Origin of the sequence: Microbacterium aurantiacum (assembly GCF_002872075.1) — a bacterium.
GTDB classification, from domain to species: domain Bacteria; phylum Actinomycetota; class Actinomycetes; order Actinomycetales; family Microbacteriaceae; genus Microbacterium; species Microbacterium aurantiacum_A.
In genome coordinates this window covers 316,318-330,321 of record NZ_PGGU01000006.1, presented here as the reverse complement: position 1 = coordinate 330,321, position 14,004 = coordinate 316,318, and the positions used below count along the sequence as shown (strand labels likewise).

Sequence of the window (14,004 nt, the reverse complement as noted above, 5' to 3'; positions counted from 1 at the left end):
CATCGACGTCATCGAGCCGATCGAGCCGTCTCCCGAGTTCGCCGCGGCCTACACCGGCTGAGGTGCACGCCGAGGAGGGAGGGGCGGATGCTGCAGCATCCGCCCCTCCCTCCTCGATCTGCGGATCAGATGCCGACGCCGAACAACGCCTCGATCGGACCGCGGGCGAAAAAGACGAGGAACCCGGCCGCCACGACCCAGAGCAGCGGGCTGATGCTCTTCGCCTTGCCGGAGAAGGCGTGGATGAGCACCCAGCTGACGAAGCCCGCACCGATGCCGTTCGCGATCGAGTAGGTGAGCGGCATCACCGTGACCGTGAGGAACACCGGCAGCAGCACGCGGAAGTCCGCGAAGTCGATGAAGCGGATCTGCGCCATCATCATCGCTCCGACGATGACGAGGGCCGCAGCCGCGATCTCGGTCGGGACGATCGAGGTCAGCGGCGTGAGGAACATCGCGATCAGGAACAGCAACCCGGTGACCACGTTCGCGAGCCCCGTGCGGGCGCCCTCTCCGATGCCGGAGCCCGACTCGATGAAGACGGTGCTCGACGACGACGAGGTCGCGCCGCCCGCGATCGCGCCGACGCCCTCGACCACGAGCGCCGACTTGATGCGCGGGAAGTCGCCGTTGTCGTCGGCGAGGTCGGCCTCCTTGGCGAGGCCCGTCATGGTGCCCATCGCGTCGAAGAAGTTCGTGAAGAGCAGCGTGAACACGATCATCACGATGGCGACCAGGCCGACCTTGCCGAAGTCGAAGGTGAAGTCGACGGCACCCACGAGGCTGAGGTCGGGGAAGCTCACGGGAGAGCCGTCGAGCGCGGGGACGGTGAGACCCCAGCCGCCGGCGTTGACCACATTCCCCTCGTCGTCGAACGCGCGCGGGCCGATGTGCCAGATCGCCTCGACGATCACGGCGAGCACCGTGCCGCCGATGAGGCCGGTCAGCATGCCGCCCTTGATGCGCAGGGCGACCAGGATGCCGGTCAGGATGAGCGTGATCACGAAGAGCAGGCTCGGGATCGTCGCGACCGAGCCGTCGACGCCGAGACCCACAGGAGGCGAGGAAGCCCCTGTCGCGGTGACGAAGCCCGAGTTGACGAAGCCGATGAAGGCGATGAACAGGCCGATGCCGACGGTGATGGCGATCTTGAGCTGGAACGGCACCGCGTCGAAGATCATCTTCCGCAGGCCGGTGGCAGCCAACAGCACGATGACGACGCCGTTGATCATCACCAGTGCCATCGCTTCGGGCCAGGTGACCTGTCCGACCACGGAGAATGCCACGAAGGCGTTGATGCCGAGGCCGGCGGCGAAGGCGAAGGGCAGGCGCGTGACGAGACCGAAGAGGATCGTCATGACACCGGCGGTGAGCGCCGTCGCGGCTCCCACCGCGTTGAAGTCCAGCATGTTCCCGGCGACATCGGGCTTGCCGGACAGGATGATCGGATTCAGGATCACGATGTAGGCCATGGTGACGAAAGTCACCACGCCGCCTCGGATCTCGGTGCCGATCGTCGAGCCGCGCGTGGTGATCTCGAAGAAGCGGTCGAGAGCGCCGGCGGGCTCTGCGGGAGTACGGACGGTGGGCGGGGCAGCTGTCATGGGGGAACCTCCGATGATGACGTTATCGTGTGGCGGGCGACGCGCGCGCCCACAGGAGGAGCAGGGATTCTCGTCGTAGTCTCGATTCGATATGCAACGCCTCCTCGTCGCGCTTCTGGCCGCCGTCGACGCTGCCATTGCGGCAGGCGTCGGCCTCGCCGTGCTGCTGGCTCCGCTGACCCTGCTCTGGACCATCGCCTTCGGGACGGCCGCGGATTGGGGCGCGCTCTGGCCCCTCACCGGAACGCTCTGGCAGTTCGGGCACGGCGTCCCGCTGGACATCACCGTGCCGAAGGACGTGATCGTCGCGGCCGGCATAGCCCAGGAGGCTGCTTCCTTCGTGGTCTCGGTCACCCCGCTGGCATTCCTCCTGTTCACGCTCCTGTTCGCGGCTCGGTCCGGGGGACGCGCGGCGCGATCCGGCGCCTGGCTGCTGGGGTCGTTGTCGGGGACGACGGTCTTCGCCCTCATCGCGACGGGGGTCGCCCTCACCTCCCGGATGCAGGCTGCGGAGACCTCGCTGCTGCTGTCGATCCTGCTGCCGTCGGCGGCGTACCTCGCCGGCGCTCTCGGTGGCGCGATCCGCGTGGCCTGGGATGACGGCGACGGCGGGATGCTGGATCGCCTGCACGACATCGTCGACGGCTGGGGCGACTGGGGCACCGTGCCGGCGGCTGCGGTGCGCGGTGCGGCGTTCGTCGTCGTCGCCGTGACCGGCGCGTCGGCGCTGGCCGTCGCCGTGATGGTGCTGCTGCGCGGGGGAGAGGTCGTCGCGCTCTTCGAGGCGGCGCGCGTGGATCTCCTCGGGGTGACGGTGCTCGCGCTCGGGCATCTCGCGTACCTGCCGACGCTGATCGTCTGGGCGGCATCGTGGCTGGCCGGTCCCGGGTTCTCGGTCGGCGCCGGCACGGCTGTGTCTCCCGCCGGCACTCAGCTCGGCGTCGTTCCCGGCATCCCGGTGCTGGGGCTGCTGCCGGAGAACAGCTCCATCTGGATGCTCATCGTCGTGATCGTGCCGATCGCCGCCGGCGCGGTCGCAGGCTGGGCCGTGCGCTCGCGCCTGGTCTGGGAGGGCACGCCTCTGCGCATCGGGCCGCGAGCCGTCATCGCCGGGGGTATCGCCGGACTCGCGTCGGGAGTCGCGGCGCTGGCCGCGGTGCTGGCCGGTGGATCGATGGGGCCGGGCCGTCTGGCGGAGGCCGGACCCGCTGTCGGGCCGTTCGCACTGGCCATCGGCGTCGAGGTGCTGATCGGTGCGGCCATCCTGCTGCTGTCGCCCCGCCATCGGGACGAACTGGCGGAGGAGCGCACCGACCGCTGGATGGCTGAGATGGCGGCATCCGATGCGGCTGTCGGTGCGGATGCGGCGGCACTGATCGTGGATGCCGATCACGAGACCGTCCCGCTGGACCGCCTGCCCGGGTTCGAGAAGCCGGACGGGCCGGCGTTCCCGCCCCGGTAGACTGGGCGGGTGCTCACGGTCGCCGTTCTCATCTCGGGCACCGGCTCGAACCTTCGTGCCCTCCTCGAGGCCGCTCGTCACCCCGATTTCCCCGCCAGGGTGGTCGTCGTCGGCGCCGACCGCGACGCCGACGGGCTCGCGCACGCCGAGGAGTTCGGCATCCCGAGTTTCACCGTTCCGTGGCACGAGCACGACAGCCGCGAGTCCTGGGGCGAGGAGCTCGGACGCCAGCTCGCCGTCTGGACGCCTGATCTCGTGGTGCTCAGCGGACTCATGCGTCTGCTGCCACCGGCGCTGGTCGCCGAGTACTCGCCGCGACTGATCAACACGCATCCGGCATACCTGCCCGAGTTCCCCGGTGCCCATGGCGTCCGTGACGCGCTCGCCGCCGGTGTGACCGAGACCGGCGCCAGCGTCATCGTCGTCGACGACGGAGTGGACTCCGGGCCGATACTCGCGCAGGAACGGGTGCCCGTCCTCCCCGACGACAGCGAGCACAGCCTGCACGATCGCATCAAGCCCGTCGAACGCCGTCTCCTCATCGATGTCGTCCGTCGCATCGCCACCGGCGAGCTTCCGCTGAACACCGCATCCTCCACCCTTTCCTGATCACCCCTCGCACGTCCCACGCTGAAGGAGCCCACCATGGCCGGCCCCCGTCACGACCCCTCGCTCTACCGCGATCGCGATGCGGTGCCGATCCGCCGGGCGCTCATCTCGGTGAGCGACAAGACCGACCTGCTGGTGCTCGCCGCGGCCCTCGCCGAGACCGGCGCCGAGATCGTCTCGACGGGTTCGACGGCCGCCGCGATCCGCGAGGCCGGCTATGACGTCACCGACGTCTCGGCCGTGACCGGGGTTCCCGAGATGCTGGACGGCCGCGTGAAGACCCTGCACCCGGCCGTGCACGCCGGCCTCCTCGCCGACCTGCGGCTGGAGGATCACGAGGGGCAGCTCGAGCACCTGGGCATCGAGCCGTTCGAGCTCGTCGTCGTGAACCTGTATCCGTTCGTCGAGACGGTGGCCTCCGGCGCTGTGGGGGATGTCGTCGTCGAGCAGATCGACATCGGCGGACCCGCCATGGTCCGCGCATCGGCGAAGAACCACGCCAATGTCGCGATCGTCGTCTCTCCTGCCTCGTACCCCGCGGTGATCGACGCGATCCGTTCGGGTGGCACCACCCATGCGCAGCGCCGCGAGCTCGCCGCTCGCGCCTTCGCGCACACGGCCGCGTACGACACCGCCGTCGCCTCCTGGTTCGCGGAGGGCACCCTGAACGAGCCCGGCGATCTGCCCGCGCACCTCACGATCCAGGCCGAGCGCCTCGCCACCCTCCGATACGGAGAGAACTCGCACCAGCGAGCTGCCATCTACTCGCGCGTCGGCGGGCACGGCATCGCCCAGGCCACGCAGCTGCAGGGCAAGGAGATGTCGTACAACAACTACGTCGACGCCGACGCCGCCCTGCGCGCCGCCTACGACATGGTGCTGCCCTCCGTGGCGATCATCAAGCACGCGAACCCGTGCGGAATCGCGACGACGGCGCCCAACGCGCTCGACCCCATCGCCAGTGCCCACCTGCGGGCGCACGAGTGCGACCCGGTCTCGGCCTACGGCGGAGTGATCGCGGCCAACGGCACCGTCACGCTGAAGATGGCGGAGAACCTCAAGGACATCTTCACCGAGGTCATCGTGGCGCCGTCGTTCGAGCCCGCCGCTCTCGAGGTCTTCAAGGCGAAGAAGAACCTGCGTCTGCTGCAGCTCCCAGAGGACTGGCAGCAGGAGCGGATGGACGTGCGCCTCGTCTCGGGCGGCCTGCTGCTGCAGGACGCGGACCGTTTCCCCGATGACATCGCCTCGGTCTCGACGAACTGGGAGCTGGTCTCCGGTGAGCGTCCGAGCGATGAGGAGATGGAGAACCTCGTCTTCGCGTGGAAGGCCTGTCGTGCCGTCAAGTCGAACGCGATCGTCCTCGCCCGCGGGAACGCCACGGTCGGTGTCGGAATGGGACAGGTCAACCGAGTCGACTCGTGCCGCCTGGCCGTCGAGCGCGCGGGCGACCGGGCGGCCGGCTCGGTCGCGGCATCCGACGCGTTCTTCCCCTTCGCCGACGGCGCGCAGGTGCTGATCGATGCGGGTATCTCGGCGATCGTGCAGCCCGGCGGCTCGGTGCGCGATGGAGAGGTCGTGGATGCCGCCCGCAAGGCCGGTGTCACGATGTTCTTCACCGGGGAGCGCCACTTCTTCCACTGAGTCCGGCGGAGCCTGCACGAGCCTTTCGCGGTTGCAGCTGACGCGCCGTTGCTGAGCCCGATCAAACTCATTCTCTGAGGTGTCCTGGGGTCGGTGAGCGTGCCCAGGTGCGCCGTCAGACGCGGGTGCGGGTGAGTGTGTCGAGGGTGGCGCGTGGTGTGCGCCATCGCTGGTCGGGGTCCCACCATCCGGGTCCGCGGATCTGTGGGATGCCGCCGATCATGCGGATCTCCCATCCGGACCTGTCGAGGGTGCGGTGGTGATGCCAGCACAATGGCACCCCGTTGTCGGTGTGGGTGGGTCCGCCGCGGGCGTGTTCGGTCACATGATGGATCTCGCACCAGGACGCTGGGACATGGCATCCCGGGATCAGACATTCCTTGTCGCGGGCGATGATCGCGCGGCGTTGGTGGACGGTGAAGACCCGGTCGGTGACGCTGATGCCGACGATGCGGCCCTCGTCGAACAGCACCCGTTGGATCGTGCCCGTGCACGCGGTGTGGGAGGCGACGGATGCCGAGATCGGGGCGTCGATGCCGGGGATCGTCGCCCATCCGGCCGATGATCCGGATGCGTAGTCGGCCGCGTCGACGTGCACGACCAGGGTCGGCGCCGCGCCGCCCAGGCTGGGCATCTCGTTGTGGCGGGCCGCGATGCCCAGTGCTGCGGGCGAGGGCGTCGTGCTGCTTCTGGGCGCGGGTGCGCGGCTCGATCACATTCCTCGGGTCGGAGTTGAACGGATCTGTGCCGTCTGCGCCGTCATCGTGACTGTCGATCTCATCGGACGGGCGGAACGTCACGCCGAGATCCTCGGGTCCGTCGGTTTTCGGGTTCAGTTGCGCGTCGAAGATGAGCTGCATCTGCGCGTAGACCTCGGGCAGCATGTTCCCGCGGACCGGGTAGGTGCCGTTGCGGAGCCTCCCGATCGTGAACGACCGGGACTGCGACGCCTCCGCCTCGGTCGGCGCGGATCCGTCCGGGTCCAGATACAGCGCGATCAGTTGCGCGAACTGCTTCAGATCTTCTGGCGTCGCCGGCGGCGCCACATCGGCGACCACAGCATCGGCATCCGCCCGCTCATCGGCATCGGCATCGGCGAGGACGTAGCCGCGGGCCTGGCCGGCGAGTTCGGCATCCGCCCGCAACCGATCAGCCGCTCCGATCCGACCTCGGGCTTGTTCGATCGGACCGGTCGCCGCCAGCAGCCCGGCGATCCCGATCGCCCCGTCCAGCATCGCGCCACGCAACGACGGCCACCTCGCGGGCAACCGGGCACCCGAGGTGAGTTCGACATCTCGGTGCAGCAGATCCGCGGTCTTCACGACCCGGGCAGCGCCCGGCGCATCGACCCGTAGCACCCGCTGCAGAAGCTCGTTCATGTTCCGGCATCCGAACTCCTCCGGAAACCCAGGCTCTGCCCCGGACGTCGTCTCCCCGACGACCGCCTCGATGCGGCGGAACGCCTCCCCGGCGACGCGAAGAACATGCATCCGGTCGGCATCCGACAGCGACGCGAGAGCATCCGCACCCAGCACCTGATCCAGGTCGGAGACGACCTGATCGAGGAGAGCCACGGGGTTGTTCATACCTCTATTCTGCGGAGGGCCACCGACATTCAGAGGCCGAAAAGAAGCAGATCAGACAAACTTTTCAACGTTCTCGGAGTCGAGTGGATCATGGCGCGTTTCGTCTCGCGGAGACCCGCACTGAGCGAGCGCCAGCGAGTCGAAGCATCGCTCAACGAGCGAACGGGAGGGGGCAACGTTTCGTCTCGCTCCGCCCGTTCAACGACGAGGAGAGGCCACGCGTTTCGTCTCGCGGAGACCCGACGTGAGCAAGCATCAGCGGGGCGCAAGCCGCGCACCGACCGGACGAGTTCTCAACCCGGGCCACCCGGATGAGCGAGATCGTACGCACGAGCGAGCTTGTTCGGGACGACCATTCGCCACGCATCGACGACGAGCTCGCGAGCCTCCGCAGGTTCCAGAGCTAGCAGTTCCGCGTGCACCCAGTTGAATCGCAGGTCCGACGTCGAAGGCATCTGGAACTTGCGCGGATCTCCTCCGACCAGCGCCTCGCGCTCCTCCTTCGGAAACGCGAACCCCATCACGCTCTCGTCGAGGGAGAACGCGACGTACACGAGCTGACCGACTCGGAACTTCAACCTTCCGCGTACACGCACCGGGTAGGAGCGCTCCAACTCGGTGCCCAGAGCCCGCACGTCTTCGATCGCCGCCATGCTCAGACCACACGACCCGATTTCGGGAGAAGTCTCACGGTACCCGCGTCCAGGTTCCGAGGAGCCCGGGCTCCGCATTGAAGAAGTCGAGGGTCATCGAGGCGGCGGCGCCGCCGGCGATCGTGAACACCGCTGAAGACAGCGATCCCGCCGGTGCATTCTCGCCGAGCGGTATGAATGCGAAGGTGTCGCCGTCCCAGGGGTCGAGTTGCGCGGTGGAACCGCCGTCGGGCCCCACGGCGAGTGTGAGCACGCCGTCCTCCTCGGAGACGACCGCTGCGCCGTAGTAGTCGTTGGCGTACGTGCCGGCGTACGCGGACAGGGGCTGGGCAGGCGCCGGATCCGCGGGCGGGGTCTCTCCGGTGAGGTCGCCGGCGGGTTGGTGGTATCCCGCCATGGCGTGCCCGTAGTCGCTCAGCCAGTCGCGCGTGCTGTACCCGAACTGCAGCAGGTCGAGGAACTCGGCGGCGATCGCCTCCGGAACGCCGATCGGAGCGCCGTTTGTCAGCACCACGATCCCGACGTCGGCAGACGGCAGCAGCTGGACGTTCGTCGCGGCGCCGAGGATGAACGCGCCGGAATGACTCAGGGTCACGCGACCGCTCGGCTGCATCCCCACCCCGAATCCGAAGCCGTACTGACCCGCCCGCTGGTCCAGCGCGTGTGGTGGCGAAGACACGTTCTGCGGACTGAGCGCCGGCTGCAGGGCCGCTTCGGCGATGATCTCCTCACCCGCGTACGTGCCGCCGGCGAGCACGAGCCGCATCCACTCCGCCAGGTCGCTCACGCTCGAGGAGACACCGCCGGCGGGCGACTGCGCATCGGGGTCGCGCTCGAAACGGGGCTCGAAGTCGCCCTCGCCGATCAGAGCGTGCAGGGCGGCCCTGTTCTCCTGCTGGAGGAAGTCCTCATGACGGGAACTGGTGGAGCCCATCCCGAGCGGGCCGTAGAGCTGCTCGTCGGAGAGCGTCGCCCAGTCGGTGCCGGCGGCCGCGGCGACAGCCTCGGCGCCGACGGTGATCCCGAAGTTCGCGTAGGCGTAGCTGGCGCGGAACGGCGCGAGCGGCTGGAGCGCCAGACGATCCAGCACATAGGCCCGGTCGTAGCCGATGTCCTCGAGCAGGTCGCCCGCCGCGAACGGCAGACCGGTGCGGTGCGAGTAGAAGTCCCCGATGGTCGCATGCTGGGTGACCCACGGGTCGGCCAGCGTGAAATCGGGCAGGTGATCGATGACCGGCGTCGCCCAGTCGACGACGCCCTGCGAGACCTGTGTCGCGACGACCGTCGCCCCCACCGGCTTCGAGAGCGAGGCGATCTGGAACACGGTGTCGGCGTCGACCACGGCATCCTCTCCCTTCGTCCGCACGCCGTAGCCCTCCGCGAAGACGGCTTCGTCGCCGTGCACCACCGCGACGGCGATGCCCGGCACTCCACTCTGCTCCATCGCCGACTCCACGATCTCCGGCAGCTTCTCGAGTGCTGAATCGAGACTGCCGTCGGGGAGGGCGAGCACGTCCTGGTTGGGCGAATCTCCGAGCTCGACCTCCACCTGCTGCTCCTCCGGTGGAGCGCTGCAGCCGGTGAGCACGGTCACGGCCAGCGCGATGCCGGCGATCAGGGCGGGGTGTCTGTGCACGATGGCTCCGATCAGCCGGTCATTGCTTGGGCGCGGGGACGAACGGATTGCCGAGGGCCTCGGAGATCCCGACGAAGATCCGCGTCGCAGGGCTGGAGCACACCTCGCCGGTCGGGTTGTCGAGGAGGGTCGGCGACTGCGCGCAGTCGCCCGAGGCGATGTCGCTGTTCGTCATCGTGATCACGGTGCTGTCGCTGGAGGTGTCGTAGAAGACGGAGCTGTTGAAACCGGGGAGTTCGCCGGCATGCCCGACCCAGCCGCTGCTGCATCCCATTCCCAGGCCGTAGCCCGCCGCGCCGGGGAACGAGGTGAGCCGCTCGAGTTGCGACTCGGCGTCGAGCAGACCCTGACCGGTGCCCAGGGCGCGAGCATAGACGAACATGTCCCGGCCGTTCGAGATCAGCTGGCCCGCCGTCCATCCCCATGACGGGTTCCAGTCGGTCGCGTCCGTGGGGTCCTCCGGGGTGGCGGTGGGGGACTGCAGGGTGTACCCGCGCGGGTGCGGCTCGGGGAAGGCGGCGGATGCTCCTGGGTCGGACGTACCCGTCAGGCTGAGCGGCTCGAAGATCCGCTCGGCGAACACGTCCGCGACGTCCTGTCCCGTCACTCTTTCGACGACCTGGCCGAGGAGTACGGTGTTGGTGTTGGAGTAGTCGAACTCCGTTCCCGGCTCGAACAGCGGTGGCAGCGCGATGCCGATGTCGACGAGCTCCTGGGGATCCCACACACGTCCGGGGTCACTCATGAAGGCCTGCAGCCACGCGTCGTCGAACGTGTAACTGGCGACCCCGCTGGTCATGTCCGACAGCTGGCGCAAGGTGACGACGTCGCCGTTCGGCACCCCGTCGATGTACTTCCCGATCGGATCGTCGAGAGAGACCGCTCCCTCTTCGGCCAGCTGCAGGATCAGTGTGACCGTGAAGGTCTTGGTGACGGAGCCGACGCGCTGGTACATGTCCGTCGTCATCGGCGCACCCGTCGTCGGGTCTGCCACGCCGTAGGCCTTGCTGAAGGTTCCCTCCGGGGTCTGCACGAAGACGATCGCGCCGGGCGCGGCAGCCACGGCGAAGGATGCCACCGCCGCGGCGTCGATCTGCGAAGACAGTTCCGGAGGCATCGGATCCGTGGCGGCCTCCGGCAGGCGCGCTGCGATCACCGCTTCAGGATCGGCGACACAGGACGACTCGTGCGACGACGTGTCGCCGGTGGAAGGCGTCGCAGACGGAGCGGTGGATGCCGGGCCCGAACAGCCGCAGAGGAGCAGCGCCGCGACCGCACCCAGAGCGGCGATGGTCCGAGGTCGGCGCACGATGCCCTCCTTCTGCCACGAAACGGACAGGGAGCCGTCAGCGTCCAGTATCACGCGCGCCGCGATCGCACACCAGGGGGTATGGCTCGAGGTCGCGGCGGACCTGACGTTCGGGCCGTGTCCGAGCACGTACACCCGGGTCACAGCGATGTCCGATTTCCGCCAGCCGGTGTCCGTGGAGCGTGTCAGAGTGGAGACATGAGCTTCCCCATCACCGACTTCGACGAGCGATACCGCGCGATCAGCGCCCGCGACACCCGCTTCGACGGGCAGTTCGTGACCGCCGTCCGCTCGACGGGGATCTACTGCCGTCCGAGCTGCCCCGCACGCACCCCGATGCAGAAGAACGTGACGTTCTACCCGACCAGCGCGGCCGCCCACGAGGCCGGATACCGCGCCTGCAAGAGGTGCCTCCCGGAGGCGGCTCCGGGTTCGCCGGCCTGGAACCTGCGCGGTGATACGGCGGCCAGGGCGATGCGCCTCATCGCAAGCGGCGTCGTCGAGCGTGAGGGTGTGACCGGACTCGCCGCACGCCTGGGCTACTCGAGCAGGCACCTGACCCGGCTGCTCAGCACCGAGCTGGGCGCGGGTCCGCTCGCGCTCGCCAGGGCCCACCGCGCGCACACCGCGAGGATGCTCCTCGTCGGCACGGATATGCCGATCTCGGCGGTCGCTTTCTCCGCCGGCTTCGCGAGCATCCGTCAGTGCAACGACACGATCCGCGAGGTGTTCGGTCTCACTCCCGGTGAGCTCAGGGCGCGCCGCCGCCCCACGCCAGGCCCACGCGCGGGCGCGGAAGGGCTCGACGCCCCCGGCGCGATCGACCTCGTCCTGCCGTACCGCGGTCCGCTGGACGCCGATGGCGTCTTCGCGTGGATGGCGGCGCGTGCACTCCCCGGCGTCGAGGAGACGACTGCCGCCTCGTTCCGTCGTCACCTGCGCATGGCCGGCGGACCGACGTGGTTCGAAGTGCGGCAGGAAGACGACGAGCGGCTCCACCTGCGAGCCAGGGTCACCGGACTCGGCGACCTCGCACCGCTCGTCGGCACCGTCCGGCGGATCTTCGATCTCGACGCCGACCCGCTCGCCGTCGACGACGCTCTGGCTGCACACCCCGAGCTCGCCCCTCTCGTCGCGCGGACCCCCGGCATCCGAGTCCCCGGATCGGCCGATCCGCACGAGATGCTGATCCGTGCGATGGTCGGGCAGCAGATCACTGTGGTGGCCGCGCGCACGGCGCTGACCGCGCTGGCGAATGCGCTGGGAGAGCGGACGGCGGACGGCGGTCTGCTCTTCCCGACGATGCAGGCGATCGCCGAGCGGGGAGTCGACGTGCTCCGTGGACCCGCAGCCCGCATCCGGGCGATCACCGGCGCCGCGGAGGCACTCGCCGACGGCTCGCTGACCCTTACGGTCGGCGACGATGGCGCCGACCAGCGCCGGGCGATGCTCGCGATGCCCGGCATCGGCCCGTGGACGGCTGACTACGTGCGGATGCGCGTGCTCGGCGACCCTGATGTGTTCCTGCCCGGCGACGTCGCCGTGCGGGCAGGTGCCGCGGCATCCGGCCTCCCCGCGGAGCCCGCTCCGCTCACGGCCTGGGCCGAGCGCACGGCACCCTGGCGCAGCTACCTCACCGCCCACCTCTGGCGCGCGGCACCGGTGCGAACCGCATCCGCCCGCCGAACAGCCACAAAGGCCACGACTTCGAAGGAGCAATCATGACCGCACTCATCCAGACCCTGGACACCCCAGACGGGCCGTTCACGATCCTCGTCGACGACCGGCAGCGCGTGCTGTCCTCCGGATGGACGACGGACCATCAGGAGATCCTCGACCGCCTCTCGGCCGCCGCACGGCCGGCGGAGGTCCGCGAGGGTGAGACGGATGCGGCCGCTGCCGCCCTGGCCTACTACGCCGGCGACCTCGCTGCGATCGATGCCGTCGCCGTGAAGCAGACCGGAACTGCTCTGCAGCTCGCGGGCTGGGCCGCGCTCCGACGCATCACCGCGGGTGCACCGCTGACGTACACGGGCTTCGCCGCCGTCCTCGACAACCCGAGCGCCGTGCGCGCTGCCGCATCCATCTGCGCCCGGAACGCCCCCGCGCTCTTCGTCCCCTGTCACCGGGTGCTGCGCTCCGACGGCAGCCTCGGCGGATTCGCCTGGGGTCTCGACGTGAAGGAGCGTCTGCTGGCGCGCGAGGGCGTCTCTCCGGCGTGAGCGCGCAGCACGATTGTGGAGGCGGGCACAGGAGCGCAGGATTCGTTCCCGATGGCGGCTCGCACCTGCGCGTGGCGACCGCATTCCGGCCTGCGCAGCGCGCAGGATGGGCACATGAGCGAAACCAGGGCCGCCGAACTGCACCGGCGCGCTGTCGTCGCGGATGCGCACAACGACCTGCTCTGCGCGGTCGCCAGCCGCCCTCCGGAGCAGTGGTCCGAGTTCTTCCGGCTGCAGTGGCTGCCGCAGCTGCAGGAGGGCGGCGTGAACATCCAGGTGCTTCCGGTGTTCATCGACGCCGTCTATCGACCGGAAGGCGCGCTGAGGCGCACCTTCCAGATGATCGAAGCCACCCACAGGATCGCCGAGGGCAACGCGGATACCGTCACGCTCTGCGCCGACGGCGCCGATATCGATCGCGCACTCGAAGCAGGTCGTATCGCCCTCGTGCTCGCGCTCGAGGGGATGCCGGGGATCGGTGAAGACGTCGAGCTTCTGGAGACCGTGCACAGGCTCGGCGTGCGGATCGGTTCCCTCGCGCATTTCGGCCGCAGCGCCTTCGCGGATGGCAGCGGGGAAGACGGAGCCGGCAGCCGGCTCACCCGCCTGGGCGTCCGTGCCGTCGCCGAGATGGAGCGCATCGGCATGATGCTCGATCTCAGCCACCTCGGCGCCGCCGGCGTGGATCACGTGCTCGAGCTCTCCACGCGCGCGCTGATCGCCACGCACTCGTCGTCCCGGGTGCTCTTCGACCATCACCGCAACCTCACCGACGCCCAGGCCGCGGGCATCGCGGCCGGTGGCGGCGTGGTGTGCGTCAACTTCTTCGCGCCCTACCTCGATGCCGGCGACTACACGATCGACCGGCTGGTCGACCACTTCGAGCACCTGGTGTCGGTGGCCGGCATCGAGCACGTCGGCATCGGCGCGGATTTCATGCAGGAGGTCATGGCCGACACCACCGCGCCGTGCTGCGTCGAGGCCATGGTCGAGGGCGTTCCGGCCGACGAGTACCTTCCTGGCCTCGAGGGCCCCTCAGGGTTGCCGCTGATCACCGAGGCGTTCCTTCGCCGCGGTTGGCGCGACGCCGACATCGTCGCCGTGCTCGGTGGCAACATGCAGCGGCTCTTCCGCGCGGAGCTCGGCGCGGCCGCACGCTGACCACGAGACCGGCCGGAAGAATTCGGGAATGAGTCTTGCGATCAGCCGGTTCACAGCAATAGGCTGATGGGCTGTCGCACCGACCGGACGACACAGCCGAGCTCTGAGGAGGACACCA

Annotated in this window: 12 protein-coding genes; 7 read left to right on the top strand and 5 right to left on the bottom strand. The window is 69.2% G+C overall.

Annotated features, from left to right (window positions below):
- Window positions 1–125: 125 nt before the first annotated feature.
- Window positions 126–1,604, bottom strand: coding sequence for an NCS2 family permease (locus CUR96_RS06890; protein WP_102192536.1), 1,479 nt, complete (start codon window positions 1,602–1,604; stop codon window positions 126–128).
- Between the two features lie 91 nt (window positions 1,605–1,695).
- Between CUR96_RS06890 and CUR96_RS06885 the strand changes: the two genes are divergently transcribed.
- Genes CUR96_RS06885 through purH form a run of 3 tightly spaced genes read left to right on the top strand, consistent with a single transcriptional unit; the run spans window position 1,696 to window position 5,319 of the window.
- The gene (locus tag CUR96_RS06885) at window positions 1,696–3,066 is read left to right on the top strand and encodes a cell division protein PerM (protein WP_219721965.1); all 1,371 of its coding nucleotides are present in this window, start codon (window positions 1,696–1,698) and stop codon (window positions 3,064–3,066) included.
- A 9-nt stretch (window positions 3,067–3,075) separates the two neighbouring features.
- The gene (gene purN / locus CUR96_RS06880; protein ID WP_102192535.1) at window positions 3,076–3,675 is read left to right on the top strand and encodes a phosphoribosylglycinamide formyltransferase; all 600 of its coding nucleotides are present in this window, start codon (window positions 3,076–3,078) and stop codon (window positions 3,673–3,675) included.
- A gap of 36 nt (window positions 3,676–3,711) precedes the next feature.
- A complete protein-coding gene (gene purH / locus CUR96_RS06875) occupies window positions 3,712–5,319 on the top strand; it encodes a bifunctional phosphoribosylaminoimidazolecarboxamide formyltransferase/IMP cyclohydrolase (RefSeq protein ID WP_102192534.1) in 1,608 nt (535 codons plus the stop codon).
- Between the two features lie 115 nt (window positions 5,320–5,434).
- Here the strand turns inward: purH and CUR96_RS06870 are convergent, their stop codons facing one another.
- Window positions 5,435–5,953 (bottom strand): HNH endonuclease signature motif containing protein, encoded by a 519-nt coding sequence (locus CUR96_RS06870; protein ID WP_102192533.1) that lies wholly within the window; start codon window positions 5,951–5,953, stop codon window positions 5,435–5,437.
- A 19-nt stretch (window positions 5,954–5,972) separates the two neighbouring features.
- On the opposite strand from CUR96_RS06870, the gene CUR96_RS06865 reads away from it, so the two are divergent.
- Window positions 5,973–6,674: a hypothetical protein gene (locus CUR96_RS06865; RefSeq protein ID WP_102192532.1), complete on the top strand. Its 702-nt coding sequence runs from the start codon at window positions 5,973–5,975 to the stop codon at window positions 6,672–6,674.
- Between the two features lie 524 nt (window positions 6,675–7,198).
- On the opposite strand, the gene CUR96_RS06860 is transcribed toward CUR96_RS06865, so the two are convergent.
- The 3 genes from CUR96_RS06860 to CUR96_RS06850 are packed head-to-tail and all read right to left on the bottom strand — an operon-like array spanning window position 7,199 to window position 10,503.
- Complete coding sequence (locus tag CUR96_RS06860; protein WP_102192531.1) at window positions 7,199–7,558, bottom strand: hypothetical protein; 360 nt, start codon at window positions 7,556–7,558, stop codon at window positions 7,199–7,201.
- Window positions 7,559–7,592: 34 nt separating this feature from the next.
- Window positions 7,593–9,194: a serine hydrolase gene (locus tag CUR96_RS06855; protein WP_219721964.1), complete on the bottom strand. Its 1,602-nt coding sequence runs from the start codon at window positions 9,192–9,194 to the stop codon at window positions 7,593–7,595.
- Window positions 9,195–9,213: 19 nt separating this feature from the next.
- A complete protein-coding gene (locus CUR96_RS06850) occupies window positions 9,214–10,503 on the bottom strand; it encodes a serine hydrolase domain-containing protein (RefSeq protein WP_245861106.1) in 1,290 nt (429 codons plus the stop codon).
- A 198-nt stretch (window positions 10,504–10,701) separates the two neighbouring features.
- On the opposite strand from CUR96_RS06850, the gene CUR96_RS06840 reads away from it, so the two are divergent.
- The 3 genes from CUR96_RS06840 to CUR96_RS06830 all read left to right on the top strand — a co-directional run bounded on the left by CUR96_RS06840 (window position 10,702) and on the right by CUR96_RS06830 (window position 13,886).
- Window positions 10,702–12,228, top strand: a complete 1,527-nt coding sequence (locus CUR96_RS06840) for a DNA-3-methyladenine glycosylase 2 family protein (RefSeq protein WP_102192528.1) — start codon at window positions 10,702–10,704, stop codon at window positions 12,226–12,228.
- Complete coding sequence (locus CUR96_RS06835; protein ID WP_102192527.1) at window positions 12,225–12,725, top strand: methylated-DNA--[protein]-cysteine S-methyltransferase; 501 nt, start codon at window positions 12,225–12,227, stop codon at window positions 12,723–12,725. The genes CUR96_RS06840 and CUR96_RS06835 overlap by 4 nt, the downstream gene beginning before the upstream one ends.
- A 114-nt stretch (window positions 12,726–12,839) precedes the next feature.
- Window positions 12,840–13,886, top strand: coding sequence for a dipeptidase (locus tag CUR96_RS06830; RefSeq protein WP_102192526.1), 1,047 nt, complete (start codon window positions 12,840–12,842; stop codon window positions 13,884–13,886).
- Window positions 13,887–14,004 lie beyond the last annotated feature (118 nt).